We start from the raw sequence: 24,373 nt of genomic DNA on the forward strand, positions 1-24,373 counted from the left end.
TTTTTATTGGGCAAATGAATGACTACCTACAACACTGGTAACCCGCTTGGTAGCGTCGCGGTCAAGGATCTCTATGACAATGCGGAGAATTTCGACGCTGCGCTGAACGATCCGGTAGCCGATAGTTGGGTCGATCGCCTGGGAAAGGTGCGACAGACCTGGAGCGGTATGGAACGTCAGTTTGACGGATTCATGTCGACAGCGGACGGTGAGTTTCGTGGCTTTATGGAATCGTCGGACGAGGCGTTCCAGCAGTTTCTCCTGTCGTCCGGCTACCAGGATCTAGGCGACTATTCCGCTGGTATTCAGATCACATCGCGGAACCAGATCTTTCGGAAAGATGGAGAACTGTATCGCGCTGGGGCGGCTCTTGATCTGCCGTACACGACTTCTGGCGATTGGGATGAAGACGGGGCTTATTTTTTATCAGTCGGGGATGCAGCGCTTCGTCAAGAACTAGCGGTAGCTTCCGACTCAAGCGGCGCCGCGCTAGTCGGCTTTTTGCAGGAGGGCGATAGCGCCGTCCTGCGTAGTTCCCAAGACAAGATGCGAGACATCGTCAGCGTAAAGGACTTTGGTGCCCTTGGGGTCCCTATATCTGAATCTGTCGTCCCAGACGAGACAGTCCTAATTCAGAAGGCGCTAGATGCGTCGGCGGGCAAAGTTCTGGTTCTGGCGGAGAACCGCGTATACGGCATCACCTCTATCAGTATCCCGGACAATTTGACCCTCTTCAGCAATGGGTCGCGGTTCAAGAAACTGGCTGAGTCTGAGACCTACGCTATTACGGGCGGACTTCGCCTTAATGCTGATCGTCTTTGGCTAATCACCGTTGGAGGTCCTACTGACACGGGTATCAATTTGTCGGGCGGCTCGATGGACATCGGGGAAATCCGGGTCGAGTCGCTTGCACCGAACAGCGGTGTTTCTGATTCGACGGTCAACGGACTGCTTATCGGGCCGGCCAGCGGAGCGGTGGCGCGGGACAAGATTGGCTCGATATTCATAAGCCAGTTCTGCCGACCAATTGTCTTTCGCAACATGCGGCATGCCGAGATCGGATTCATCCAGATCTTCAACTATCGGCGCGGCGTCTACGTGCAGAATTGCCAGAACTGCGACTTTGGCGATGCATCGATCACTGGAATTTCGCCTACGGCGGACGGCTCGCCAGGGGACAATGGTCTGCTCGTCGAGTCAACAATTGCTGGCGGAACCGTTGATATCGCAATCGGCAATTGGTACATCGAAGATCCGATGGAGCACGGTATCCGTCTTGGCGGGCTATTGCCTATTCGCGGCTTCTGGGCTGCACGATGCCACATTCTGCGACCGGGCTATGGCTCAGTCGGTCACGGAGGGAGTGGTTTCAAAGTGCAAGGATCTTCCAGCGATAGCTACCACTACAACATTTTTGTAGACGACCTAATCGTAGAAGACGGAAATCCAGGAGGCGGAAATTTTTGCGGCGTTCATTATGTTCTGGTGAGCGGTGGCCATATCAACAATGTGATCATTCGCAATCGCAACAACCCTGTTTCCACCTTCGACGGACTGTCATTTCTTTCTTGTCAGAACGTTCAAGTCAATAACCCAACAGTCATTAATGCCGGCCGTTATGGCGCACGGCTCTATACGGGGGTTTCCGCAGGATTGCCTGACGGTCTGAATGATGTCGTGATCAACGGTGGATTGCTCGATACGACCTCAAATTCGCCGGTCGTGAAATTCGAGGGGGATTCGGGGCCGATAGATCAAGCCTTCGTCCGGTGCGGCGTGCGGGGAACTACGCTGCGTCGTGGGAACAGAGCGGTAGAAGCAACGGCCCTAGCGGGAGCAGGTGCATTGACGGACTGCTTCGCAGAGTTCAGCTACTTCAATGGCGTTGGAGGCGCAATCACGGAGGGTACTGGATCGCTCCTGATGAACATCATCGCCAACGCATTTACGGACACCACGCCGGCGCGCGATGGGTCAACTTTTCAAGCTCAGGGCAGCCGTGTCTACACCAAAGAATTCGGAAAGTGGCAGTCGCCCACGCTGTCATTCACTATGACTATCGCCGACGACACCGCGATTTCCTGGACACCGCCAAGGGCACACCAGCATGTATTTGTATCGCTCGCTTCGAACAGCCAGTACGGGCAGGCGTGGGTGCGTCAGACACCGACGCCGAATGCCGTAAAGGTCTCCGGCGGAGCCGCCTTCGCTACCCTTGCATCCGCCCTTAGCGGTACGACCGGAACCGATGGCAACGTAACGCTGGGAGCTTCTGGCGGACTTATGTATCTGGAAAATCGTAGCGGAAATTCCCAGTCATTCACTGTCACGCAGCTGGGCTAATCGGCCTTTCAAACTATCGGAGCCGATATTGAACATCCAAGATTTTGACGCTTTTGCCGCAAAGTTCGCAGGTGTGCTGGGGGCTGCGGTCTCTATGCGATACCTACAAGGTTCATGGATGGCGCGGATAAGTATGGCCGCCAGTGGTTCGCTGGGGGCCTATTACGCGTCACCCTATTTGTCTGGGCTGCTAGGAATTCCAGAGGGGCTGATGGGCTTCCTGGTCGGAATGTTCGGCATGGCCATCGTCTCGCGCGCTTGGGAAGCAGTTCAGGCTGTGCCTATCCCTGCACTCTGGCAGGCCGTCATCGACCGCGTGCGCGGCAAAGGGGCGTGACATGGACAGCACCATTTACCTCACGCTGTGGGCCGTATTGGCTTTCGTGAGCTGGCTCATCGTCGCCGGCGGCGCGGTGCTGGCCGTGTTCTCGCGCGCCATCAAGGACACCACCTTCGAGCGTATCGGCCTGGCTGCCGTCTGCTTGACGGCTACCGGCGCGGCGTGTCGGGTATTCGTGGCGGGCTGGGCAAGCGCGGGCGATGCAGCGCTGGCAGCTTCAGCTGCTTTCTACGTGGCCGCAGTTACGGCCAAGCACGTCAGGACACCGAAGCCATGAACCTATCCGAGATCATCAAGACAGGTATCGAGCCCGCGCTGGCGCTGTTGCCAGCCAAGATGGACACGCCAGCGGCGCGCGTGATGCTGCTGGCGATCGGCCTCCAGGAAAGCCGGTTCATCCACCGGCGCCAGATCAACGGCCCGGCTCGCGGTTTCTGGCAATTCGAGCGCGGCGGCGGCGTGGTCGGCGTGCTCACCCACTCTGCGAGCGCAGCGTTGGCGCGCCAGGTTTGCGAAGCGCGCGGCGTGACGCCGACGGCCCCTGCGGTATATGCCCAGCTCGAAAGCGATGACGTACTGGCGGCGGCATTTGCGCGGTTGCTGCTTTGGACCGATCCGGGTCGTCTGCCAGCCGTGGGAGACTCGAAAGGCGGGTGGGATCTGTACGCCCGCACTTGGCGCCCTGGCAAGCCACACCAGCAGACCTGGTCGGACCTGCACGCCCAGGCCGTGGCTGAGGTGGCTCCATGAGCGCGCTGTCCAGCGTGGTCAGCCTGGCGGGATGGAAGGGGTATGCCGCGGCGGCGTTGGCTGGGGTGATTGTGGTGGCAGGTGCGGCTGCTTCTGTCCTTGGGTATGGCACGTCTCAGCGCGAGGCGGGCCGCGTGGAATGCCAGGAAGCGCACCGTGTCGCCGGCCTCGAAGAATTCAAGAGCGAAGCCGAACGCCTGACGGGTCTGTCGCAGAGCCTAGCCGACACTGCCGACAAGCTTGCGAATGCCGAACCACAAGTCATCGAGAGGTATACCCGTGTCGAAGTTCAAAGCCCTTTGCCTGCTGACTGTATGCGCGACCCTGGCCGGGTGCGCTCAACCAACGACGGGATCGACGCGGCCAACGCTGCCCGTCAATCTAAGCGCGCCGTGTCCTCCAGTCCCTCACGTTGATTCTGCATCCTGGGACGTTCTGGCCCGCGCCCACCTCGAGCTCGCATTTCAATACGCGGAATGCGCCGCTCGGCATGAGGCACTGGTGAGTGCGTGGAAGAAGCCGTAATGCCGGTGGGGCTCGCAATCGAGTTTCCGGCTAAAGTGCTGCGCACGCGCCTTAACCCCATATTTCGATCATCAAGTTTTGGTCAATTCCGCATAGGAGCCTCTGGGCATCCCGGAATCTGAATTTCAGATAAGATTTCGGCTGTTTTCCGCAGCGGACGGGCCGGCGGAATGATCAGAATATGAGCCGCAGATAGATGAGAAGTCCTTTTCCTGACTTGGGTCAGGCAGCCGTGGACGTAGTGCTACGGCATTTGCCAGGCCGCGTAAGCACAGACCCGGAGAGTTCGGCCAGGAATATTGTGGGCAACCGAGTGGTGACACTGCACGGTGGTTTCGAGTTCCATATCCAGCCGCATTGGAAAGGTGCGGAGGCGCTTACCCGGACCCAACAACGATCGCTGCATATGCATTGCTTCATCGGCGACTTGCTTGCCGCCGAGTGGCCAAAAATCAATCCAGAGTATTTGGCCGCAGCGATGTCGCTGATTGAGGACTGGTGCGACAGATACCAATACCCGCGGGATGCCTCCACGATGGCATTCCATGACGAAACCACTGCGCGACGCTTGGGGTATTGGCTCAGGTTGTACATCGCACTCCGAGGTGAAAACGACAGCGCGGCGGGCAAATTGTGGGGAAAAATAGACGCGCTGTTTTCGGTGCTATGTCAGGATGATTTTTACGCCGGTCGGAACAACCACGGCATGTTCCAGGACTTGGCCATCCTGTATTTCTGTTGCTGCACCCCGGACGCGACGGATATGCAGCGCAAAGCGCTCGGTAGGCTGCTGGACTATTTTTCAGCCGCTGTGTCAGCGGACGGTGTGCATAAAGAACACTCCCCCGCGTATCACTATCTGATCGCCGACAACATGACGCGGCACGTATCTCTAGTCAAGCGCCTAGATCCGAAATCGGCAGAAGATCTTGCTGCGCTCGCGACGAGCATGGGCCGTTATGGAACTAGCATCGTTACGCCGGATGGAAAGTATCCTCCGATCGGCGATACTCAACCGAAAGCGATTCCTAACGATTATTTTCAGGCTTTCGGGATGGAGCAAAGGTTGCCCGAACGCTCCGCGATCTTTCCAGACGGCGGCTACGCGGTCCTGCGCGATGATCCTACTAAACTTGAGCGGCAGACGTACGTAGTTCTTTGCGCAAGTCATCACGGGGACTATCACAAACACCAGGATGATCTGTCGGTGCTGCTTTACGCCGATGGTTGGATAATTTGCGAGAGCGGCCCCTACGGATACGATTACGCGCACCCGATGTCCAAGCATGGATACTCATCGTCGGCGCACAGCACGCTCGAAATAGACGAGCTGGCGCCGAGCATGGAGCCGGGCCTGGTCGGTATAGTTGGTTCGAGCGAAAGTGAAGATGCCACGACCGTTGATGCGATGAACCGGCGATATCCTGGGTTGGAACATCGGCGGTCAGTCACGCTCAACCGTGCGCAGCGACAACTGCAAATCGTGGACACCATTCATGCGGACCAACCACGCACAATGAACCTGTTGTGGCAGTTAGCGCCTGGGATAGAGCCAATTCGAGAGGGCCGAAATATTCAACTGTTGCGCGGCGGGTCCGAGGTGGCCAGGATGGTCGTAGAGTCGGATATCCCCATAGCGTTCGCACTAGGTCATGGGAATGCCGCTCCTGTCGGGTATGCAGCCCCTGCCGGTCATGTATTCCCCCAAATGGGCATGGCCGAAGACACGAGTGTCTTACGCGCGCGCTCGCCACGAGTCGCCAGCTGGAACTGTAGAACGATCATTTCACTGACTTGAGATTAGGGCTTCCACCTTTGCTCTATTACGGCAGCCAGAAGAAGTCCTAATGCGGCAGAACCAATTCCTAAGCCTTCTCCGCTCGCTTAGCTAGCCAAAACCAATGACTGAACTTGCCGCTCTTGGCTCTCTGCTTGCGGAAGAAAATGCACACCCGACCAACGTGGCCAGCATCGATCTCCACGGGGTACTCGCGGTCCTCGGCGGTCGCGGCAGGCGGCAAGGTCTTCATTGCCTCGCCCACGTAGGGGCCGCCCACTTGCTCTAGGATTCCGTTGTCGGTCATGGTGAAGTTCACTGGTTGGATATCCAGTTTAATTCACTGAAATCGGGGTCACTTCATCGGCGTGGCGACGAGCTTTTCGGAGGGGAACGGGACGAGGAAGTCCCGAGTTGCGTCCGCCGGCGCGGTCAGCCAGTCGCCGTATGCGCCTTCCGGCAGGATGACGACCATCCGCTTTTCCTTGCCCGCCTGGTGGTAGTCGCGGAAGAGGGGATCATCGTCCGCGTTGATGGTCAGCATGGTGTAGCTCTCTTGGAGCTGGCCAGCGGCGTCGCGCCAGCGATCCCATAAGCCCGCGATGCCAAGCGGTGCGCCGTCGGACCGCGTGAAACGCGTAGCCACTGCGGAGCCAGATCGCCAGTCGGGTTCGAAGATGGCGTCGGCCGGGATGATGCAGTGCTGCGCCCGGCGCCAAGCGTTGCCGAAGGTGAAGGATTTGGGCGCGGTCTCGCTGCGTGCGTTGAACGTCGACAGCTTGCCCGCCTTGTCCAGGCCGTCTGCCTTCGTCATCGCGCTGATCAGGCCCCAGCGGCCCACCACCGCCTCACGTTCCGGCACTGCCTCGTCGCCCGCGTCATGCTCCACCGGCCGGCGCACAAAGACGCCCTGATAGCGCGGCCACATGTCGTACTTGCCGAGCACGCCCGGCCTGGTCACGCCGAATTTCTTAAGCAGCAGCTCGGCGTCCTTTAGCGTTTGGTAGTGGCTGCACATGCTGGTCAAGACCTCAGTGCATGCACGTCGTCGAGGTGCTTTTGTCCTTCGGATTTCGACTTCGTGATGATCAGATGATTTTTGCAGATCACTGGTAGCCTTAGCCCATCGACGATGAACCACTCTAGACGGTCCAGAGAATCTTCGAAGACCAATCCGTTCAGCTGACTCACGATGTCCACGTCGACCGGCGGCCCGATTCTGGCGATGTTCTTAGGGCCATGGAGTTCTTGACAGCAAAGTGCCGCAGCATCCCATGCTATGCCACTGAACGTGAGAGATTCTTCGAGGGCGTTCATGTCGGTTCGGGACTCAGACACCCAAATGTCCAAGTCCTTCGTCGGTCGATGCGCCCCATGAAGGTTGACTGCCCACCCTCCGACCACAAGGAACTTGAGGTTCCTTAGGGCCATCTCTCGAAGAATCTCGAATTGTGAGTCATTTAGCTGATTCATCCCGAGAGCTTAGATTAGCTTGGCGGGACGTGCCAGTGGGAGCAGGTCCAGCAGCCGCCGGCCTTGTGGGATTCGGGGATGAAGTAGGACATATCCTGGACAAATATACAGCTATCTGTGCAGGGATTCCGGCTTGATCTGTGTATAGCGGCGCAACTGGTTCCAGCTACGGTGCCCGGTGAAGATGGCGACTTCCTGGATTCCATAACCCATCTCGAATAGGCGGCTGGTGCCTTCGTGGCGTAGGTCGTGGAATCTCAGGTCTTTGATGCCCAGGTGGGTGCAGGCCCGTGGGAAGGTGGAGGATATGGTCGCCGCAATGTAGGGGAAGATTCGGCCTTTATGCGGTTTCGGCTGGCGTTGGATGATTTCCCAGGCAGCCGGTAGCAACGGGACAACCTGGTGGTTGCCGGCCTTGCGTTTGGGGTCTTTGCGGTCGCGGATGATCACCGTCTTCTTCTTGGTGTCCACGTCTTCCCACGTGATGGAGAAGATTTCCCCGGCTCGCATAGCCGTAGCAATGGCGAAATCCACGATGTCCGCCATGGGCAGCTGATAGCGCCCCGAGGTATTGAAGTGCGCCTTCAGCGCTGTCAATTCGTCGGTGGTGGGGCGCCTGGTGCGCTCGCGGGGCGTGGTCACAACCCCAAGCATCTTGAATGCCTCTCTGGCATCCCGGATCGGGTCGCCCAGGAATGAGAGGTCCCAAAGGCTACGTGCTACGCGTAGCACTGTGTTCAGGTAGGACAGCTCCATGGACCAGGTCGGAGGCGCAACTCCCCGCTTCTTGGTGTATTCGATTATTCTTGCGCCAGTGAGCCCCGACAGGGTGACGGCCCCTAGTTCAGCCCGTAGCACCTTGAACGACTCTTTCTTGGCCGTCCCCATCCGGTGAACCTCGCGCTCGTAGCGGTCCAGCAGGTCGCCCACGGTCGTGACGCCCAGAGGTTTGGTATCCTTGAAGTCTCCCCGCTCGATCTCCGCCTCTATGGCGGTGGCCCATCTGGTGGCCAGCGCCTTGGTGGTGAACGTCTTGGTCTGGGTCGGGTGACCCTTCTTCCGGACTTGAGCACGCCACTTACCGTTTATCTGAATTATCGAAGCCATTCCGTAGCGATCTCGTAGCACTGAGGGCAGGAATCGGAGTGTAAAACAGGTGATTGGCGGGAAGCAATGGGAACGACAATTCTACGTATGTCCTTGAATTTTAAGGTAAGTGCTTGATTTCTAACGACTGGCGGCTATGCGTCGCCCCGATGATTGACGTGACCGACCGCCATTGCCGTTTCTTCCACCGGCTGTTGGCCCCCCGCGCGCGCTTGTATACGGAAATGATCACCACGGGCGCGCTGCAGCACGGCAACATCCCGCGCCACCTGGACTTTGACGAAGCCGAGCATCCCGTTGCGTTGCAGCTGGGCGGCAGCGAGCCCGATGCACTGGCCCAATCGGCCAAGCTGGGCCGTCAATGGGGGTACGACGAGATCAATCTCAATTGCGGCTGTCCATCGGAGCGCGTGCAGAAAGGCGCTTTTGGGGCTTGCCTGATGGCGGAACCCGACCTGGTCGCCGATTGCATCAAAGCCATGCAGGACGCGGTCGACATTCCTGTCACCGTTAAACACCGCCTGGGTCTGGATTACGAAAATTCCTACGACTTTGTCCGAGATTTCGTCGGCAAGATTTACGACACCGGCTGTCGCGTTTTCATCGCACACGCCCGCAATGCCGTGTTGAAGGGCCTGACGCCCAAGGACAACCGCGAAATCCCGCCTCTGCGCTACGACGTCGTCAAGCAGCTGAAGCAGGATTTTCCCGATTGCACCTTCGTGTTGAATGGTGGCTTGGCGGATGCGGACCAGTCGGTGCAGGCGGCGGGCGAATTCGATGGCGTGATGCTGGGCCGCGCGGCCTGGCACACGCCGCGCGTGCTGTCCGAGGTGTCGCTGCGCTTGTGGCCGTCGGTACGCTTGCCCAGTGACGCGCAAGTCGTCGACGCCATGACGGAATACGCCGCCCGCCAGGTGGCCCAGGGCGTGCCATTGCGGGTGATGACCCGGCCGATGCTGGGCTTGGTGAACGGCCAGTCCGGCGCGCGTCGCTGGCGCCGGATGCTGTCGGACCCGGCCCTGCTTTCGGCTAACAACCCGGAACTGATCTACGACGCATGGCGCAGCCAGCGGCAGGCGCCTGGCGTGCGCGGCGCCGCATTGGAAGCGGCGCCGGCAGGGGTGTAGCGTGGCGTCGGGGTGGCGGCTAGCGCTGCCTGAACCCCGGCCTGACCGAACTAATCAGAACAATCAGGACTTTGCCGGTTCGGCAGTTTCAGCCGGCCAGTCGCGGATATAGGCCTTCAGCATGTTGTTTTCGAACTGCTGCGCCGCGACGATCGCCTGCGCCATGTCATAGAACGAAATCACGCCCATCAGGGTCGGGCCGTCCATGACCGGGATGTACCGCGCATGCTTTTCCAGCATCAGGCGCTGGACTTCATCGGCGCTGGTATTGGGCGAAACGCTGACCGGCGCGTCGTCCATGATCGACCGAATCGTGGTTTCGCCGGCCCCGCCGTGCGCGTGCATGTGGCGGATGATCTCGCGGAACGTGAGCATGCCGGTCAGGGTGCCGAATTCCATGATGACAAGCGAGCCAATATCCTGCTCGCTCATGGTTTGCACAGCCTGGGACACAGGCATGTCGGGCGACGCCGTATAGAGCGTATCGCCCTTGACGCGCAAAATCTCACTGACCTTCAACATCGGTTCCTCCCGGGCGGACTACGCCCTGATGCTTTGCTATTTCTTGTTCGCTTCCAATTGCAGTAAGGGAGCGATTCCATTTTCGGTATTCTGCGCTTCTCCGCACAGTTCTTCCAGCGTGGGTGTATTTTGCTGTGAAATAACGGCCGAAGCGACTCGCAGAATTTCCGGGTCGTTACGGACCCTGGGCTGGCTGCGGTCCAGCAGGAAATTATCGACCACGGGCGCCATCGACGTTTCGCGGGCATCGCAGGTCAATACCCAGTGGTCGTCGGGGCTGCGGGTGGCCAGGCCCATTGCGCTCAGCGTTTCCAGCACCTCGTTCAGTTCGTCCTGATGCAGCCGCAACTGGGACGCCAGCACATTGGCGGGCAGGCCGGGCGGGTTGGCGGATTGCACACGGCGCAACGCGCGCAGCGCATCCAGGGCGTCGACGAATTGCGCGCCCGGGTAGCGGTTGATTTCCCAGCGGCCCAGCCGGATCAGCGGGGCGCTTGAGGCCAGGGTGGCGCCCAGCAAGACGGCCAGCCACGACAGGTAAATCCACAACAGGAAGATGGGCAGCGTCGCGAACGCGCCGTAAATGACCGTGTAGGTGGGGAACCGCGTCAGGTAGTAGGCAAAACCCGACTTCATGATTTCCAGCGCAACCGCCGTCACCCCGCCGCCCACCAACGCGTCCCGCCACAGCACGTCGCGGTTCGGCACGACGACAAATAGCGCCGCGAAGCCCAGCCCGGTCAGGACAAGCGGGATAAAAGAAACGATGACGCTGACGACTTCCGGCACGTCCCGGACCAGCCCCAGCGATTCGCGCGCCACGAACGAGGTCGCCCACAGGCTGGCACCTGCCAGCACGGGGCCCAGCGTGATGATGGCCCAATACACCAGCGCCCGCTGCGGCAAGGGCCGCTGGCGGGACACATGCCAGATGTCGTTAAAAGCCTGGTCGATCGTCATGATCAACAGCAGGGAAGTCACCAGCAGGAATGCGCCGCCGATCGCCGTCAGGCGGGACGCCTGGCGTGCGAACTGGTTCAGGTATTCCATGATGTTGTCCGAGACGGACGGGGGCATCAAGCTGTTGGTCAGGAAGTCTTCCAGGGCGACACGGAACTCCTGGAACACCGGAAAGGCGGTGAACAGGGAAAGCACCACTGCCAGCATGGGCACGATGGCCAGCACCGTCGTGAAGGTGAGGCTGGAGGCAACCTGCAGCAGCTTTTCTTCGCCGGCGCGTTGCAACGTGAACCGGATGACGCGTCCGGCCCTTGCTACCCATGAAGAGCGCGCGGTCGAGGGTTCGGGGGCCACCGGCGTAGCGGCGCCGGGCTCGGCGGGGCGATTCATCAGGCGATAATAGCAGCATGAATCCCGAACTCAACCCCCGTCTACGCCGGCTGGCCTCGGCGTCATTGTTCGCTTTGATCGTCTTGTGCATTACCTGGGAAACGGTGGTGGCGCCGCTGCGGCCGGGCGGGTCCTGGATGCTGCTGAAGGCGTTGCCGCTGGCCTTTCCGTTGCGCGGCATTTTGCGCGGCAACCTCTATACCTATCAGTGGGCGTCCATGTTGTCGCTGCTATATCTGATGGAAGGCGTGGTGCGGGCGATGTCGGATCCGGCGCCGCTTTCCGTCCTGATGGCCTGGGGCGAAATCGTTCTTTCGGCTATCTTTTTCCTTAGCGCCATTTTCTATGTGCGGCCCGCCAAGCGCGCCGCCAGGAGCCAACGCGCATGAATGCCAGATCTCTTTCCGAACTTCAAGCGGTCAACAGCTTTGCCGCGTTGCCCGCTGCTTTCTACACCCGGCTGGCGCCGCAAGGCCTGAATAATCCGCGCCTGTTGCACGCCAATGCGGACGCTGCGGCGTTGATCGGCCTGGACCCGGCCGCGTTGGATACGCCGGAATTCCTCGAAGTGTTTTCCGGCCGCGCACCCTTGCCGGGCGGCGACACCTTGGCGGCGGTCTACAGCGGCCATCAGTTTGGCGTGTGGGCCGGCCAACTGGGCGATGGCCGTGCCCATTTGCTGGGCGAAGTCCAAGGGCCGGATGGCGGCTGGGAATTGCAGTTGAAAGGCGCCGGGATGACGCCGTACTCGCGCATGGGCGACGGCCGCGCCGTGTTGCGATCCTCGGTACGCGAATACCTGGCCAGCGAAGCCATGCACGGCTTGGGCATCCCCACCACGCGGGCCCTGGCGTTGGTGACATCTGACGACCCGGTCATGCGGGAAACCGTCGAGACGGCCGCGATCGTGACCCGGATGTCCCCCAGCTTCGTGCGATTCGGTTCGTTTGAACATTGGTCGTCACGCCGCCAGCCCGAACTGCTCAAGACGCTGGCCGATTATGTGATCGACCGCTTTTACCCAGAATGCCGCGAAGCGCCGGCCGATCCGGCCCAGGCCCGGATTGCCCCGTATCTGAATCTGCTGCGTGCCGTCACGCACCGCACCGCGCGGCTGATGGCGGATTGGCAGGCCGTGGGCTTTTGCCATGGCGTGATGAACACCGACAACATGTCCATTCTGGGTTTGACCCTGGATTACGGCCCCTATGGGTTCATGGACGGTTTCCGGCTGGGGCACGTCTGCAACCATTCCGACTCGGAAGGGCGTTATTCGTGGAATCGTCAGCCGTCGGTGGCCCTGTGGAACCTGTATCGCTTGGGCGGAAGCCTGCACGCGCTGGTGCAAGACGTCGAGCCGCTACGGGCGGTGCTGGACGAATTCGAGGCGGTGTTCACGCGCGCTTTCCACGACCGCATGGGCGCCAAACTGGGGCTGGCCGCTTGGCAGCCGGCCGATGAGCCGCTGCTGGACGACCTGCTTAAACTGATGGACGCGAATCAAGCGGACTTCACTTTGTCGTGGCGCCGATTGGCGGATGCGGTGCTGGGACAGCGCAGCGGGTTCGAAGACCTGTTCATCGACCGTCCCGCTGCCGGCGCATGGCTGGACCGTCTGTTGGCGCGCCACGCACAAGAGGGCCGCCCCGCGCAAGAAGTGGCCGACGGCATGAACCGCGCGAACCCGCTATATGTTTTGCGAAATCATCTGGCTGAAGAGGCGATCCGGGCTGCCAAGACGGGCGACGCCAGCGAAATCGACACATTGATGAGGCTGCTGCGCGACCCGTACACGGCGCAGGCCGGGTACGAACGCTACGCCGGGTTGCCCCCGGATTGGGCCGGAAGTTTGGAAGTCAGCTGCTCGTCTTGACGCGCGGATTATCCCGAATCGCGCAAAGGTGGGCGGTGGCGGGGGCGTTTTCCTGCGATTTACGCGAAAAAGCGATGATAGAGAGCGAAATATCACGCTTTTTTTCTCTGCAATCATTCGTTTCCATTGTAAATCTCGTAAGATTGTCGCCTGCGGGACGCTCAGGATCGCATACCGCATCCATGGGGCATTTGTCGACAATTTTCAATATAAAGCACTCTGAATATGCCTGGCGCAGATGGTTTGCTATGTATCGGTCTGCTCGAGGATGACGCTGACTTCCGCGAGGAATTGGCGTTAGGCTTGGGCGGCTATGGTTTTCGGGTAGCGTTTGCTTGTGACAATGCTGCGGCGTTCTATCGCCGATTGCAGGAACAGCCGTGCGACATTGTCATCCTGGACGCGCATCTTCCTGGCGAGGACGGCTTTTCGGTTGCGACCCGTCTACGAGCCTTGAGCCCCGTGGGCATTGTCATGCTGACCGGCCGCAGCGCGCTTGAAGACCGCGTGCGCGGGCTGGAAGGCGGCGCCGACGTCTACATGACCAAGCCCGTCGACCTGCTGGAACTCAGTTCCGTGATTCGCAGCCTGGCGCGCCGGATGCGGCTGGCCAAGGCCCCGCGTCCCGCCGATGCTGAAACCCGCGCCTCGGCCGACAGCACCTGGTCCTTGCAAGACGGGGGCTGGATCCTGGTGGCCCCGGACGGCGCCTCGTTGCACCTTAGCGCCCAAGAACGGACGTTTTTGATGGCGCTGATGGACGCGGCAGGTAATGCCGTCAGCCGTCAGGTGCTGGCAGAACTGTTTTTGCCTGAAAGCCCGGGCGGTTTCGAATTGCGCCGTATTGACGTATTGGTCAGCCGCCTGCGCGCCAAGGCGCAAAGCGCGGGCCTGAAGTTGCCGGTGTTGTCGGTGCGCGGTCAGGGTTACGTTTTCGCCGCCTGATCCGCGCCCGGTTCTCCGGGGGCATTGACGGGCAGGGTGATTACAAAGCGCGTCCCCACGCCCACCTTGCTGTGCAGGGTCAACGAGCCCCCCTGGTTCTGACAAATACGCCGGGCCAGATATAGCCCGATGCCCATGCCTTGCGTTTCCCGATGCGCGGAACGCCGAAAATGCGGTTCGAACACGCGCGGCTGGTCCTGATCTTCGATGCCCGGCCCGCGATCCACCACCGCCAGCCACGCCATCGGCGCATCCCCTTCACGTATCTGACCCACTTCAATCCGGACCGGCTCGTTGGCCGGTGAATACTTGATCGCATTGTGAATCAGGTTGCGCACGACCACGCTGGTCAGCGGGCGGTCGCAGAACACCGGCAAGCGGTCGTCGGCGTCCAGCAGCAGCGCGTGCGCGGTGTCCGGCCGCATCGCCGTCACCACATCGCGTGCCAACTCCGCCAGATCCGTGTGCTCGCCCCTGGGCGTCCAGGCCTGATCGCCCAGGCGGTCCTGGTTCAGCAGCTGGTCCATCAATTCCGTCATCCGCGAAACGGACCGATGAATACGAGCCAGGCGCGTGTCGACCGCCTCACCGCCGTCGGACAGGATCATGTCCAGCGATTGCGCGGCCGCGCTGATGGTGGCCAACGGCGCGCGCAGCTCGTGCGAAATCAACGCGTTCATCTGGCGTTGCGTGTCCAGCGCGCCGGCCAGTTCCGCCACGCGCAGTTCGCCCTGGGCAACATGTTCGGCATCCGCGTGGTCCTGACCCGCCCGGCGGTCGCCGGCGCTTCCATGACGTTGGCCGATCAGCGCCAAGCCGAGCAGGGCGCCGGTCACCAGCAACAGCCGCGCCACTTCAATCAGCGAACCGGACGTGTCTGCGCCGTTCGATAGCCAGGCCTCGCCGCCCAGCATCCACGCAGTCGTGGCATGAATACACGCCAAGGTCAGCGCCAGCGGGCGGCCGATTTTTTGCGTTGCGGTCTGGACGGCGAACCAGACGGCCAGGCCCGCGCTGATGCCGGCTCCCAGTCCCGCGATCAGGGTTGGAATCAGCCCATCTTCGGTCTCGTAGACGAATATCAGCGCCAATGCGGCCACGCCGGCCAGCGCCATGCTCAAGGCACGGCATGCGGACGCGATGGTGGCGGACCGGGCCACGCCGGCACCCGCCACCAGCGGCGCCGTCACGGCCAGCAACGCGGCATAAGAGCCGGCTTGCAGGGCGCCTGGCGGCAGCAATGTGGGCAAGGTGCGAAACACGCCTTCCAGTGTCACGAAGGCCAGGCCGGCGCCGTAAATCGACGCGCGGGCGCACGCCCACACCAGCGCGCACGTCAGGCCGCACGCAATGGCGACGCCCGCCGTCAGGCCAAGCTGTAGTCCTGCAATTGGGGGAGAGACACCGTAGGCCCGCGCGACCGCCGGCAAGAAGAATGCACACACCAGCAATAGCCCCAGTGGCGACAACAGGGCTTGCGATCCTGTCGCGGCGCGGCGTTCGCCTCGTGCGCCGAAAAGGCCGTGGATGCGAAGAAACAATCCTTCCTTCAACTAGTAACCCATTGGTGATCCGGCGCCAGCTCGCGCGTATGGGCGAAGTTTACGACAGCCCCACGTATCGCGCGGACGCCCAGGTCTTCCAGAATGAGCTGGGTGGCGGAATCGGGAACGTCTTCGGCGTATACGGCCATGTCCAGCGTTGCCGCCGTGGCCATGACCGTGGCGGCCAGGTGCTGGCTGCCCGGGCTATGGCGCAAACCCGTAATGAAGCTGCCGCACAATTTCAAATAGGAAACCGGAAATTCGTGCAGCCGTTCCATCGCGCCGAATTGCTGCGACAGCCTGGACAGGCCGACGCGGGCGCCCGCCGCGGTCACGATGCGGCACAGCTGACGCAGGTCACCGGCTTGTTCGATCAAACCATCGGCGTCCACTTCGATGAACAGCCGTCCGGTCAACGCCGGGCGATCCGCCAACATGCGTTCAAGCCGCGACAGGAAAGAAGTCTGGGTCAAAGAGGCCAGGGATACCGGCACCGTCAGCGCGGCAGAACGGGTGAACAGCCAGTCCAGCCCCAGCCGGATCGCCTGGATGTCACACTCCGCCGACAGGCCAAGCCGCACCGCCGGTGGCATGAAGATCGAGGCGGGGACCGGGTCGCCGTCTGTGGTGTCATGCAGCGTCAGGCTGGCCTCGTGATGCAGTAATTCGCCCGTCACGGCGTAGAGCGGCAGCACCGACAACGAAAAGCGGTGTTGCTCCAGTGCGGTGACCAGGGCATCGTGCCAGCTGTACTCGCCGATGCGCGTGCTGTCGGCGGCTTGGCTGGCTGGGGTGATCTGGTCGTCGTCGGCGCTTTCCGCGCACATCAGCGCGTGATCCAGCCGGGCCAGCGTATCGCTCATGTTGTCGCCGGGCGCGAAAGCGGCCATCGCCAGCGCCCACCGGCACCATCCATATTTGTCCATGGGCACGCGCAGCGCGCGCAGTTCATGGCGTACGCGTTCGGCCAGGACGCTTGCCTGCGGCGCCGAGGTGCACGGCAGCAACAACGCAAAATCCGACCCGCTGATCCGGGCCAGCTGCGCCGAGGGCCCGCCAAATTCCGCCACCAGTTTGCGCAAACGGTCGGACGAGGACCGCAGCCATTGATCGGTGAACGCCCGCGACAGATGGCGGTTGATCTGGGCCAGGTCTCGCTGGCGGAACATCAGGATGTGGCCGCCCGCATCGGTGGACTTGTCCGCCAGCGCCGCGCGGAAAAGGTCGATGAAGTGCTTGCGGTTGGACAGGCGGGTGATGGGGTCGCGGTAAATCTCGCTTTGCAGCGACTCGATCTTTGCGTTCTGCTCCTCGACGGTCGCGGCCACCCGACGCTGGGCGTCGACGAACGCCTGATCCACCCCGGCCAGCTCGCAAGACCCGACGGGCGGCGCGCTGCTGCCCGGCGCCAACGCACGCACGCGATCACAGATGTCGCGCGAGGTGCGCGTCTCGATCCAGCGCACCAGATTGAAGGCAAACAGCGACCAGAACACGCCGGCTGCCAGCACCAGTCCCAGAACGCGCACCCCGCCTTGCCAGAGCGTGTCGCGAGCCAAGCGCCCATCCGCCTGCACGGTGACGGTGCCGCGCGCGCCGCCATCCATTGACACGTAGGGGCGCGACACGGCGGGGGCCTGCACGTTCAGCCAGGCCGTACGCCAGTCGCTGTCCCGCCCGGCCGTTGCGGCCTTGTGCCGTTCCAGCACCGTGGCGCCGCCTTCATCGGCGATACGCACCATGGAATACAGGCCCTGTCCGAACAGGTCATCCGCCAACGCCGCCCGCTCATCGGGGCGGGACGAGGCGTGCGCCAACGCCCACGACAAGGCGCTTGCGCCGCCTTCGCTCTGTTGGGCAAGTTGCGTATTCAGATAGCGATGGGCAGCGACCATCCCCAGCGCCTGTGCGCCGAGCAGGATGAAGCCGACCAGCAGAGCAGTGCAGAAAAGTAATCGGCGTAATGTCGACATGTCGGTCAATTCCCTTCGCGGGCAGCAAGCAAGCCAAGATTACTGGGCCGCCCGGGTAAAGGGGGCGCCGGGCAAAGAACGTGCCCAACGCGAAAAAAGCTGGATAAGAAACGTGACACACGTTACTAATACCTCAGCAGCGCCGCTTACACTGTAATTCGGCATGTCACAGAACGTACAGAATATTACGAAATTAGGCGCCACGTCAGACAAGCTGTGCAATTATTTCGATCGTGATAATCGTCCCATTGAGAACTATTGAGACACCACGTATTAATTTTTGGGCTTTGCCTGTCGTAGTAAGGGTAGGGCATGGGTCTGCGGACCGGCCGGCTAACGCTATCCAAGGACCGACATGACCACCCTCGAGCATCCTAAGAACCTTCGAAATACAAGGAAAAGAGGCGCGTTGCCTTCGAAGTGTGGCGTTTTTTTGCGAAAATAATGCATAATTTAAAAAATGTTACAGCCCTTGGGTTTCCTTCTGGACCGCAACGCCAAGGGTTTCCAGATAGGGGGCTCCGTGCGTGAGAGTTACCTGCTCGCACTGTGTCTGACGCTCGCAGGCGCTTTGGCGGCGATTAGTCTGTTTTTTGTCCGCAGGGAACGCGCCCTGCGTCGTCGCTTGATGCGCGATGAGTTGACCGGCGTTTTGAGTCAGCAGGAATTGCATCGTCGTGCCCGTGCCTGGCTGACGCAAAAAGAGGGGCCCGCGCGCCGAGGCGCTTTTTTTCTGGTCAGCTTTGAACAATACGCCGAGATCAGCGCCATGCTGCGCGCCGGCGAAGACCAGGCATTGCTGGTGCTGGTTGCCGATCGCCTAAGCCTGATCACCCGGACGCTGGGCGGCATGGTGGCCCGAAGCGGTACGGATTCATTCACTATTTGCGTGCCCGAAGTGGACGAAGTGGGCGCCGCCCAGGTATCGGCCAAGCTGCTGGAAGACCTTAGCGAACCCTACGCGCTTGGCGGGCGCACCTTGATTGCGGTATTCAGGGTGGGGGCGGCGCTTTATCCCGAGCATGGCCGCACGGTCGAAGAGCTGCAACGCTGCGTGCAGGTGGCCATGGTGCCGCTCAAAGAGCGCGGTGGACCGGGATGGAATCTCTTTGACTTCCGTCTGCTGGCGCGGCATCGCGATGAGCAGGGCCTGGAAAATGATCTGCGCCTGGCCCTGACCACGCCGGCCATGGAGCAGTTCGAATTGTTCTACCAGCCCGTTTGCGATAGCGGCTCCGGCGTCGTGCAGGGCTGCGAGGCCTTGCTGCGCTGGCATCACCCCACGCTGGGCAGCGTGTCGCCCGCCGTTACCATCGAGCTGGCCGAGCGCAGCGGCCTGATCGTGCCGTTGGGCGCCTGGATCCTGGAGCGTGCATGCTCGCAGGCCGCCCTGTGGCCCCCGGCGTGGCGCGTGCATGTGAATCTGTCCGTCAAGCAAATGAATGAAGACGGCCTGGTGCAGCTGATTGCCGACGTGCTGAAGGCCACGCAGCTGTCGCCTCGCAAACTGGTATTGGAAATTACCGAGTCGATTTTCATCCTGCACTACGAGCGCCACGTGAAGATGTTGAACACGCTGCGCGCGCAGGGCATCGGCATTGCGCTGGACGATTTTGGCTGCGGCTATTCCAGCCTGAACCACCTGCGTCATCTGCCCATCGACTGGGTCAAGATCGACCGCAGCTTCATTTCCGCGCTGGAGTCCGATGCCGGCAGCCGCGAAGTGGTATCCGCTCTTTTCGGTTTGTGCCAGGCGATGCGTCTGCCTGTTGTGGCCGAAGGCGTTGAAACCGAAGGGCAGCGTGAAATTCTGAAGTCGCTGGGTTGTCGGGTGATGCAGGGCTTCCTGTTGGGCCGGCCGGCTCCCGCCTCGGAAATCCAGGCTTTGGCTTCGGCGGTGTCATAATCGGGGTTGCTTGCAAATCCGACCTGTTGACTCCCTATGCCCGGCAATACCCTAGGTACCCTTTTTACCGTCACGAATTTCGGCGAATCCCACGGGCCGGCCATCGGTTGCGTCGTGGATGGCTGTCCCCCGGGGCTAAGCCTGGACGCCGCCGATATCCAGCTTGAACTGGATCGCCGCCGCCCTGGCACGTCGCGTCACGTTACGCAGCGCCAGGAAGCCGACCAGGTCGAAATCCTGTCGGGCGTCTACGAAGGCGTCACCACCGGGACCCCCATCGGTCTGCTGATCCGCAACACGGACGCCCGCAGCAAGGACTACTCAAACATTGCCGACACGTTCCGGCCGGGCCATGCCGATTACGCCTACTGGCGCAAATTCGGCGTGCGCGATCCGCGCGGCGGCGGCCGTTCGTCGGCCCGGCTGACGGCGCCCACGGTGGCGGCCGGCGCCATCGCCAAGAAATGGCTGGCCGAACAATATGGCGTGAAGGTGCGCGGCTACATGAGCCAGTTGGGCCCCGTCGCCATCCCGTTCGAGTCCTGGGACGAGGTGCCCAACAATCCGTTCTACGCACCCAACGCGCAGATCGTGCCGGAACTTGAAGCCTATATGGACCAGTTGCGCCGCGATGGCGATTCCGTCGGCGCCCGCATTGAAGTCGTCGCGGAAAACCTGCCCGCTGGCTGGGGCGAACCCATCTACGACCGTCTGGATGCCGACATCGCGCACGTGATGATGGGCCTGAACGCCGTGAAGGGCGTTTCCATCGGCGCGGGTTTTGATTGCATCGCCCAGCGCGGTTCCGAGCACGGCGACGAGATCACGCCCGATGGTTTCCTGACCAACCATGCGGGCGGCGTGCTGGGCGGTATTTCAACGGGCCAGCCGATCACGGTGTCGCTGGCCATCAAGCCCACGTCCAGCATTCGCGTTGAACGCCGCTCGGTCAATCGTGCGAACGAGCCCGTCATGGTGCAGACGCTGGGCCGTCACGATCCTTGCGTTGGCATCCGCGCCACGCCCATCGCCGAAGCCATGCTGGCGTTGGTACTGATCGACCACGCGCTGCGTCATCGCGGCCAGTGCGGCGATCCGCTCTGATCCCCGACACTCTTGCCATCGACTTCAGGAGGCCGACTTGAAACGTAATCGTCATCTGTTGCGCGGCGCCGGCGCCGTGCTTGCCTTGGCACTGCTGGGCGGTTGCACGGGCATGAACACCACGCAATCCGGTGCCATCGGCGTGAACCGTACGCAATACATGTCCAGCCTGGTGCCGTCCCAGGCGCTGGAGCAGGAAGCCAGTCAGCAATACGCCGACATCCTCAAGCAGGCGCAGGCCAAGGGCCTGTTGGACCGCGACGCGCAACAGCTGTCGCGCGTGCGCGCCATTTCGCAGCGGCTGATCGCGCAGGCTGGCGTATTCCGGCCAGACGCGGTGGGCTGGAAATGGGAAGAACACGTGATTTCCAGCGATGAAATCAACGCGTGGTGCATGCCCGGCGGCAAGATCGCCGTCTATACCGGCTTGCTCACCAAGATCAAGCCCACCGACGACGAGCTTGCGGCGGTGCTGGGCCACGAGATCGCCCACGCGCTGCGCGAACATGCGCGCGAGCGCGTCTCGCAGCAAATGGCCACGAACCTGGGTTTGTCGGTACTGTCCATCGCCACGGGCTCCAGCGCCGCGTCTGACCTGGGCGGCCAACTGACCGACGTGATGTTCTCGCTGCCCAATAGCCGCACCCACGAAACCGAGGCCGACCGCATGGGCGTCGAACTCGCTGCCCGCGCCGGTTTCGATCCGCGCGCCGCCGTGACGTTGTGGCAGAAGATGGGCGCGGCCAGCAGCGGCAACGCACCGCCGGAAATCCTGTCGACGCACCCGTCGGCAGAGTCCCGCATCACCGACCTGCAAGCTGCCGCCCAGCAAGTCCTGCCGCTGTATCAGCAAGCAAAGAAATAGCCGCATCGTCCTGCGATCGCGGGGAATAAAAAATACGCCGCCTGGAGATCCAGGCGGCGTATTTGTTGATGCAGGTGCCGGCTACGTCTATGCCCGCGCCTATGCCGATGCCGCGCCGGCCGCGGGTTTGACGCCCGGTCCGCGCATCACGGCAATGCCCAGGCCGGCCAGGATGCGCTGCGTTTCGGCGTCGGGCACGTCCTCGGCGTAGACGTCGATGTTCAGCGAGCGAGCCGTCTCCAGCACCGACGCGGTCAACTGCTGGCTGCCCGGACTTTGCGACATCCCGCCCACAAAACCGCCGCCCAGTTTTACATAGGACAGGGGCAGGGTGTGCAGCTGCGCCACGGCGCCAAACTGCTGCGCCAGGCGGCGCACGCCGATATGCGCGCCAAACTCGGAGGTCACGCGCGCCAGCGTGGCGATCTGTTCGTGGCATTCCACCAAGCCGTGCGCGTCGATTTCAAGATACAGGCGGTGCGCCAGCGGGCGGCTCTCGGTCAGCAACAGCGCCAATTGACGGAAGAACTTCTGGCCCCGTAGCGACGGCAGCGCCACGCGCACCGCCAGTTCACCCGGGTTGTCCGCCAGCCAGTCCAGGCCAAGGCGCACCGATTCCAGATCGCAGTCGGCCACCAGGTCCAGGCGCACCGCCGGCGGTATGAACAGCGTGGCGGGAATGGCGACCTGGTCGGGCGCCGTGCGTAGCATCAGCATCGCTTCGGTGCGCAGCGCGGTGCCGTCGGCAGCCAACAGATGCTCGGTCGCCAGCTCGAAATGGTGGTCTTCCAGCGCGGTCAGAATCGCGTCCTTCCACGCCCGTTCACCCGATTCCGACGGAGACTGCATGTCGGTCGCACCCGCAATCACCACTTGATCGCTATTGGCGCTTTCGGCTCGCATCAATCCAAAGTCCAGCCTTGCCAGCACGGGGCCAGCCTGGCTGCCTTGGCCATAGTCCGTCATGGCCAGAGCCCAGCGGCACAAATGCCCTTCACCAACGGGAATGCGGGTGGCATGCAGATCGGTGCGCAGCCGTTCGGCAACCATCATCGCCTGGGGCGCCGCGCAACCGGGCAGCAGCAATGCAAAGTCCGAACCATTCAAGCGCGCCAGCAACGGGGCCGACACGTTCAGCGCCTTCAAGGCACCCTGGATGCGTTCGCAAGCGGCGCGCAGCCACTGGTCGATGAATTCGCGCGGCATGTGGCGGTTCAGGTCGGCCAGATCGCGCTGACGGAACACCAGCACATGGCCGCCCGTCACGCCAGGCGCTTCCAGCGCGCGGCGGAATTCATTCACGAAATACTTGCGGTTCGGCAGGCGCGTGACGGGGTCCTGGTTCAGTTCCAGTTCCAGCGATTCGATCTTGGCGTTCTGTTCTTCAACGCTGGCGTAGACGCGTTCGCGGGTCTGGTTCAATGCCTGCACCACGCCCGACAACTCGGGTACGCGTGCCTCTACCTGTTCGGGCGGCGTGTCGCGCCCGATGCTGCGCACGTGGTCGCTGATTTCGCGCAGCAGGCGGTTCTTGATCCAGCCCACCAGCACGAACGCAAACACCGCCCACAGCACGCCCGCGCCGATCACCAGCGCGATCATCTTCAAGCTGCTGCGCCACAGCGCTTCCCAAGCGTAAGAATCGTTGGCGATCAGGGTCACTTCACCCACCTGACGCCAGCCGTCGCTGACCGCGTGGCTGGCCGGTTGCGTGTCCAGCGGCGCCAGCTTTTGAAACCATGCCGGCACCGACTTCGGCGTGGCGGTGGAGCGACGTTCGATCAGCACCTTGCCGTCCGGATCCGCCAGCCGCACCAACGAGAAATGTCCGCCGTCATACAGCGCCGACACCAGCAATTCCTGCAACACCGGGTCGTTGTTCGCGGGCTGCGACAAGGACAGCGCCAGCGACACGGCCGCGTCGGTGCTCTGCACCTGCAACTGGCCGGACAGGTATTCCCGCGCCGAATTCACGCTAAGCGCCAGCGTGCCCAGCAAAATGACGCCGATTGCCAAGGTAACGCTGAGCAGTAACTGTCGAAGTATGGACATAGTCTTATTTCCGGACATCAGGGGCGGATGCCTTCCCGTTCCATGCGTTGAAGTAGATCACGCCAGCGGCTCAGGCGGTCAACCGGCGCGGCGGGCTTGCCGTCCACGTAGACGCCGTCCGCGTTAAAGCTGAACACCGGCGTCAGGTCGCGTCGCTGCGTAGCCGGCAGGATGGTTGAAATCAAGCTGTCCAGCACCAGCGGGACCGCGTTGGGGGTGTCGTAATAGCCCAGCACCATGTGGGCGACCTGGCTGCTGCTGGCCGGTCCGCCCACGCGCGCGCGGACGTAAATGAAACGCAGCTTGTTGGCGGGCACGCCCATCGCAAGCAGCGTGAAGTACTTGCCGATGACGTAGTCTTCGCAATCGCCGGCGCCCCTGCCCAGGGATTCCAGCGGCGTGGCCCAGTAGTCTGCCTGCTTCCAAAGGGTGATGTCTTCGCCGGACAGCAGGGACTGATTCCAGAAATCGTTCGCGGTCGTCAGCTTGTCCCGCTCTTCGCGCGGGGGCGGGTTGCGCAACAGCTGTAGCCAGTTGCCCACCGCCTTCGCGCCTTTCGGACCGTAGCGGCTGGCGGCCAGGCTTTGCAGCCGGTCCGAGCTGACCTCCAGGGCGAAACTTCCGCCCCAGACGCAAGCCAGGCACAGCAACACCAACCGGCATAGGCCCTGCAGGCTGCGGAAACGGTGAGTCGAGGACATGAAACGGATTTTCACATTTTTCCAGCGCGTATAAGGCTCGCCTGAAAAAAATATCGGGGGGATGGCGGTTGCCCGTCGTCCCCCCGGTGCTTA

25 protein-coding genes are annotated in these 24,373 nt (G+C 61.8%); 13 read left to right on the forward strand and 12 right to left on the reverse strand.

Features of this window, described 5'->3' with window-relative positions; genetic code table 11:
* Positions 1-18 precede the first annotated feature (18 nt).
* From KYT87_RS09560 to KYT87_RS09585, 6 genes are all read left to right on the forward strand, one after another.
* Positions 19-2,343, forward strand: a complete 2,325-nt coding sequence (locus KYT87_RS09560) for a hypothetical protein (protein ID WP_219992107.1) — start codon at positions 19-21, stop codon at positions 2,341-2,343.
* 28 nt (positions 2,344-2,371) lie between these two features.
* Complete coding sequence (locus tag KYT87_RS09565) at positions 2,372-2,680, forward strand: hypothetical protein (RefSeq protein ID WP_219992108.1); 309 nt, start codon at positions 2,372-2,374, stop codon at positions 2,678-2,680.
* A gap of 1 nt (position 2,681) precedes the next feature.
* The gene (locus KYT87_RS09570; RefSeq protein ID WP_219992109.1) at positions 2,682-2,960 is read left to right on the forward strand and encodes a hypothetical protein; all 279 of its coding nucleotides are present in this window, start codon (positions 2,682-2,684) and stop codon (positions 2,958-2,960) included.
* Positions 2,957-3,433, forward strand: a complete 477-nt coding sequence (locus tag KYT87_RS09575; protein WP_219992110.1) for a hypothetical protein — start codon at positions 2,957-2,959, stop codon at positions 3,431-3,433. Before KYT87_RS09570 ends, KYT87_RS09575 begins: the two co-directional genes overlap by 4 nt.
* The gene (locus tag KYT87_RS09580; protein WP_219992111.1) at positions 3,430-3,849 is read left to right on the forward strand and encodes a hypothetical protein; all 420 of its coding nucleotides are present in this window, start codon (positions 3,430-3,432) and stop codon (positions 3,847-3,849) included. Before KYT87_RS09575 ends, KYT87_RS09580 begins: the two co-directional genes overlap by 4 nt.
* Positions 3,850-4,271: 422 nt before the next feature.
* A complete protein-coding gene (locus tag KYT87_RS09585) occupies positions 4,272-5,756 on the forward strand; it encodes a heparinase II/III-family protein (RefSeq protein ID WP_219992112.1) in 1,485 nt (494 codons plus the stop codon).
* Between the two features lie 67 nt (positions 5,757-5,823).
* Here the strand turns inward: KYT87_RS09585 and KYT87_RS09590 are convergent, their stop codons facing one another.
* From KYT87_RS09590 to KYT87_RS09605, 4 genes are all read right to left on the reverse strand, one after another.
* Positions 5,824-6,054 (reverse strand): hypothetical protein, encoded by a 231-nt coding sequence (locus KYT87_RS09590; RefSeq protein WP_219992113.1) that lies wholly within the window; start codon positions 6,052-6,054, stop codon positions 5,824-5,826.
* A 36-nt stretch (positions 6,055-6,090) separates the two neighbouring features.
* Positions 6,091-6,753, reverse strand: coding sequence for an SOS response-associated peptidase (locus tag KYT87_RS09595; RefSeq protein ID WP_219992622.1), 663 nt, complete (start codon positions 6,751-6,753; stop codon positions 6,091-6,093).
* 5 nt (positions 6,754-6,758) lie between these two features.
* Complete coding sequence (locus tag KYT87_RS09600) at positions 6,759-7,208, reverse strand: nucleotidyltransferase (protein WP_219992114.1); 450 nt, start codon at positions 7,206-7,208, stop codon at positions 6,759-6,761.
* A 111-nt stretch (positions 7,209-7,319) separates the two neighbouring features.
* Entirely contained in the window at positions 7,320-8,315 is a 996-nt protein-coding gene (locus KYT87_RS09605) for a site-specific integrase (RefSeq protein WP_219992115.1), read from the reverse strand.
* 149 nt (positions 8,316-8,464) lie between these two features.
* Between KYT87_RS09605 and dusA the strand changes: the two genes are divergently transcribed.
* Positions 8,465-9,445, forward strand: coding sequence for a tRNA dihydrouridine(20/20a) synthase DusA (gene dusA / locus KYT87_RS09610; protein WP_255594036.1), 981 nt, complete (start codon positions 8,465-8,467; stop codon positions 9,443-9,445).
* Between the two features lie 63 nt (positions 9,446-9,508).
* Here the strand turns inward: dusA and KYT87_RS09615 are convergent, their stop codons facing one another.
* Positions 9,509-9,967 carry a CBS domain-containing protein gene (locus tag KYT87_RS09615; protein ID WP_006218678.1) on the reverse strand — a complete coding sequence of 153 codons (459 nt, stop codon included), beginning with the start codon at positions 9,965-9,967 and terminating at the stop codon, positions 9,509-9,511.
* Positions 9,968-10,003: 36 nt separating this feature from the next.
* Positions 10,004-11,317 (reverse strand): YihY family inner membrane protein, encoded by a 1,314-nt coding sequence (locus KYT87_RS09620; RefSeq protein ID WP_219992117.1) that lies wholly within the window; start codon positions 11,315-11,317, stop codon positions 10,004-10,006.
* A 17-nt stretch (positions 11,318-11,334) separates the two neighbouring features.
* On the opposite strand from KYT87_RS09620, the gene KYT87_RS09625 reads away from it, so the two are divergent.
* Both KYT87_RS09625 and KYT87_RS09630 read left to right on the forward strand, forming a co-directional pair.
* On the forward strand, positions 11,335-11,706 hold the full coding sequence (locus tag KYT87_RS09625; protein ID WP_219992118.1) for a DUF2069 domain-containing protein: 372 nt from the start codon (positions 11,335-11,337) through the stop codon (positions 11,704-11,706).
* Positions 11,703-13,190: a YdiU family protein gene (locus tag KYT87_RS09630; RefSeq protein WP_219992119.1), complete on the forward strand. Its 1,488-nt coding sequence runs from the start codon at positions 11,703-11,705 to the stop codon at positions 13,188-13,190. The genes KYT87_RS09625 and KYT87_RS09630 overlap by 4 nt, the downstream gene beginning before the upstream one ends.
* Here the strand turns inward: KYT87_RS09630 and KYT87_RS09635 are convergent.
* Positions 13,174-13,317 (reverse strand): hypothetical protein, encoded by a 144-nt coding sequence (locus KYT87_RS09635; RefSeq protein WP_219992120.1) that lies wholly within the window; start codon positions 13,315-13,317, stop codon positions 13,174-13,176. The two genes, KYT87_RS09630 and KYT87_RS09635, sit on opposite strands and share 17 nt — an antisense overlap.
* 98 nt (positions 13,318-13,415) lie before the next feature.
* Here KYT87_RS09635 and KYT87_RS09640 point away from each other — a divergent pair, with 98 nt between their 5' ends.
* Entirely contained in the window at positions 13,416-14,135 is a 720-nt protein-coding gene (locus tag KYT87_RS09640) for a response regulator transcription factor (protein WP_006218682.1), read from the forward strand.
* On the opposite strand, the gene KYT87_RS09645 is transcribed toward KYT87_RS09640, so the two are convergent.
* From KYT87_RS09645 to KYT87_RS29755, 3 genes are all read right to left on the reverse strand, one after another.
* Positions 14,117-15,676: a sensor histidine kinase KdpD gene (locus tag KYT87_RS09645; protein WP_219992121.1), complete on the reverse strand. Its 1,560-nt coding sequence runs from the start codon at positions 15,674-15,676 to the stop codon at positions 14,117-14,119. The genes KYT87_RS09640 and KYT87_RS09645 overlap by 19 nt on opposite strands.
* Positions 15,677-15,684: 8 nt before the next feature.
* Positions 15,685-17,652 carry an EAL domain-containing protein gene (locus KYT87_RS09650; protein ID WP_219992122.1) on the reverse strand — a complete coding sequence of 656 codons (1,968 nt, stop codon included), beginning with the start codon at positions 17,650-17,652 and terminating at the stop codon, positions 15,685-15,687.
* Positions 17,653-18,115: 463 nt separating this feature from the next.
* On the reverse strand, positions 18,116-18,325 hold the full coding sequence (locus KYT87_RS29755; protein ID WP_255594224.1) for a hypothetical protein: 210 nt from the start codon (positions 18,323-18,325) through the stop codon (positions 18,116-18,118).
* Here KYT87_RS29755 and KYT87_RS09655 point away from each other — a divergent pair.
* From KYT87_RS09655 to KYT87_RS09665, 3 genes are read left to right on the forward strand one after another with little or no spacing between them, the layout of a single operon-like run.
* Entirely contained in the window at positions 18,281-19,558 is a 1,278-nt protein-coding gene (locus tag KYT87_RS09655) for a bifunctional diguanylate cyclase/phosphodiesterase (RefSeq protein ID WP_223265054.1), read from the forward strand. The two genes, KYT87_RS29755 and KYT87_RS09655, sit on opposite strands and share 45 nt — an antisense overlap.
* Positions 19,559-19,594: 36 nt before the next feature.
* Positions 19,595-20,662, forward strand: a complete 1,068-nt coding sequence (gene aroC / locus KYT87_RS09660; protein ID WP_219992123.1) for a chorismate synthase — start codon at positions 19,595-19,597, stop codon at positions 20,660-20,662.
* A gap of 37 nt (positions 20,663-20,699) precedes the next feature.
* A complete protein-coding gene (locus KYT87_RS09665; protein WP_046803556.1) occupies positions 20,700-21,527 on the forward strand; it encodes a M48 family metallopeptidase in 828 nt (275 codons plus the stop codon).
* Between the two features lie 99 nt (positions 21,528-21,626).
* On the opposite strand, the gene KYT87_RS09670 is transcribed toward KYT87_RS09665, so the two are convergent.
* Both KYT87_RS09670 and KYT87_RS09675 read right to left on the reverse strand, forming a co-directional pair.
* Positions 21,627-23,579: a LapD/MoxY N-terminal periplasmic domain-containing protein gene (locus KYT87_RS09670; protein ID WP_219992124.1), complete on the reverse strand. Its 1,953-nt coding sequence runs from the start codon at positions 23,577-23,579 to the stop codon at positions 21,627-21,629.
* 17 nt (positions 23,580-23,596) lie between these two features.
* A complete protein-coding gene (locus KYT87_RS09675) occupies positions 23,597-24,280 on the reverse strand; it encodes a transglutaminase-like cysteine peptidase (RefSeq protein WP_219992125.1) in 684 nt (227 codons plus the stop codon).
* Between the last annotated feature and the right edge of the window lie 93 nt (positions 24,281-24,373).

Source organism: Achromobacter sp. ES-001, assembly GCF_019448355.1.
In the GTDB taxonomy this organism is placed as follows: Bacteria; Pseudomonadota; Gammaproteobacteria; order Burkholderiales; family Burkholderiaceae_B; genus Achromobacter; species Achromobacter spanius_B.

Coding starts and splice junctions, on each gene's coding strand:
- KYT87_RS09560 (WP_219992107.1), top strand. CDS start 19: ATGACTACCTACAACACTGGTAACCCGCTTGGTAGCGTCGCGGTCAAG.
- KYT87_RS09570 (WP_219992109.1), top strand. CDS start 2,682: ATGGACAGCACCATTTACCTCACGCTGTGGGCCGTATTGGCTTTCGTG.
- KYT87_RS09575 (WP_219992110.1), top strand. CDS start 2,957: ATGAACCTATCCGAGATCATCAAGACAGGTATCGAGCCCGCGCTGGCG.
- KYT87_RS09580 (WP_219992111.1), top strand. CDS start 3,430: ATGAGCGCGCTGTCCAGCGTGGTCAGCCTGGCGGGATGGAAGGGGTAT.
- KYT87_RS09595 (WP_219992622.1), bottom strand. CDS start 6,753: ATGTGCAGCCACTACCAAACGCTAAAGGACGCCGAGCTGCTGCTTAAG.
- KYT87_RS09600 (WP_219992114.1), bottom strand. CDS start 7,208: ATGAATCAGCTAAATGACTCACAATTCGAGATTCTTCGAGAGATGGCC.
- KYT87_RS09605 (WP_219992115.1), bottom strand. CDS start 8,315: ATGGCTTCGATAATTCAGATAAACGGTAAGTGGCGTGCTCAAGTCCGG.
- dusA (WP_255594036.1), top strand. CDS start 8,465: ATGATTGACGTGACCGACCGCCATTGCCGTTTCTTCCACCGGCTGTTG.
- KYT87_RS09615 (WP_006218678.1), bottom strand. CDS start 9,967: ATGTTGAAGGTCAGTGAGATTTTGCGCGTCAAGGGCGATACGCTCTAT.
- KYT87_RS09620 (WP_219992117.1), bottom strand. CDS start 11,317: ATGAATCGCCCCGCCGAGCCCGGCGCCGCTACGCCGGTGGCCCCCGAA.
- KYT87_RS09625 (WP_219992118.1), top strand. CDS start 11,335: ATGAATCCCGAACTCAACCCCCGTCTACGCCGGCTGGCCTCGGCGTCA.
- KYT87_RS09630 (WP_219992119.1), top strand. CDS start 11,703: ATGAATGCCAGATCTCTTTCCGAACTTCAAGCGGTCAACAGCTTTGCC.
- KYT87_RS09635 (WP_219992120.1), bottom strand. CDS start 13,317: ATGGAAACGAATGATTGCAGAGAAAAAAAGCGTGATATTTCGCTCTCT.
- KYT87_RS09640 (WP_006218682.1), top strand. CDS start 13,416: ATGCCTGGCGCAGATGGTTTGCTATGTATCGGTCTGCTCGAGGATGAC.
- KYT87_RS09650 (WP_219992122.1), bottom strand. CDS start 17,652: ATGTCGACATTACGCCGATTACTTTTCTGCACTGCTCTGCTGGTCGGC.
- KYT87_RS09655 (WP_223265054.1), top strand. CDS start 18,281: ATGCGCGATGAGTTGACCGGCGTTTTGAGTCAGCAGGAATTGCATCGT.
- KYT87_RS29755 (WP_255594224.1), bottom strand. CDS start 18,325: ATGCAATTCCTGCTGACTCAAAACGCCGGTCAACTCATCGCGCATCAA.
- aroC (WP_219992123.1), top strand. CDS start 19,595: ATGCCCGGCAATACCCTAGGTACCCTTTTTACCGTCACGAATTTCGGC.
- KYT87_RS09670 (WP_219992124.1), bottom strand. CDS start 23,579: ATGTCCATACTTCGACAGTTACTGCTCAGCGTTACCTTGGCAATCGGC.
- KYT87_RS09675 (WP_219992125.1), bottom strand. CDS start 24,280: ATGTCCTCGACTCACCGTTTCCGCAGCCTGCAGGGCCTATGCCGGTTG.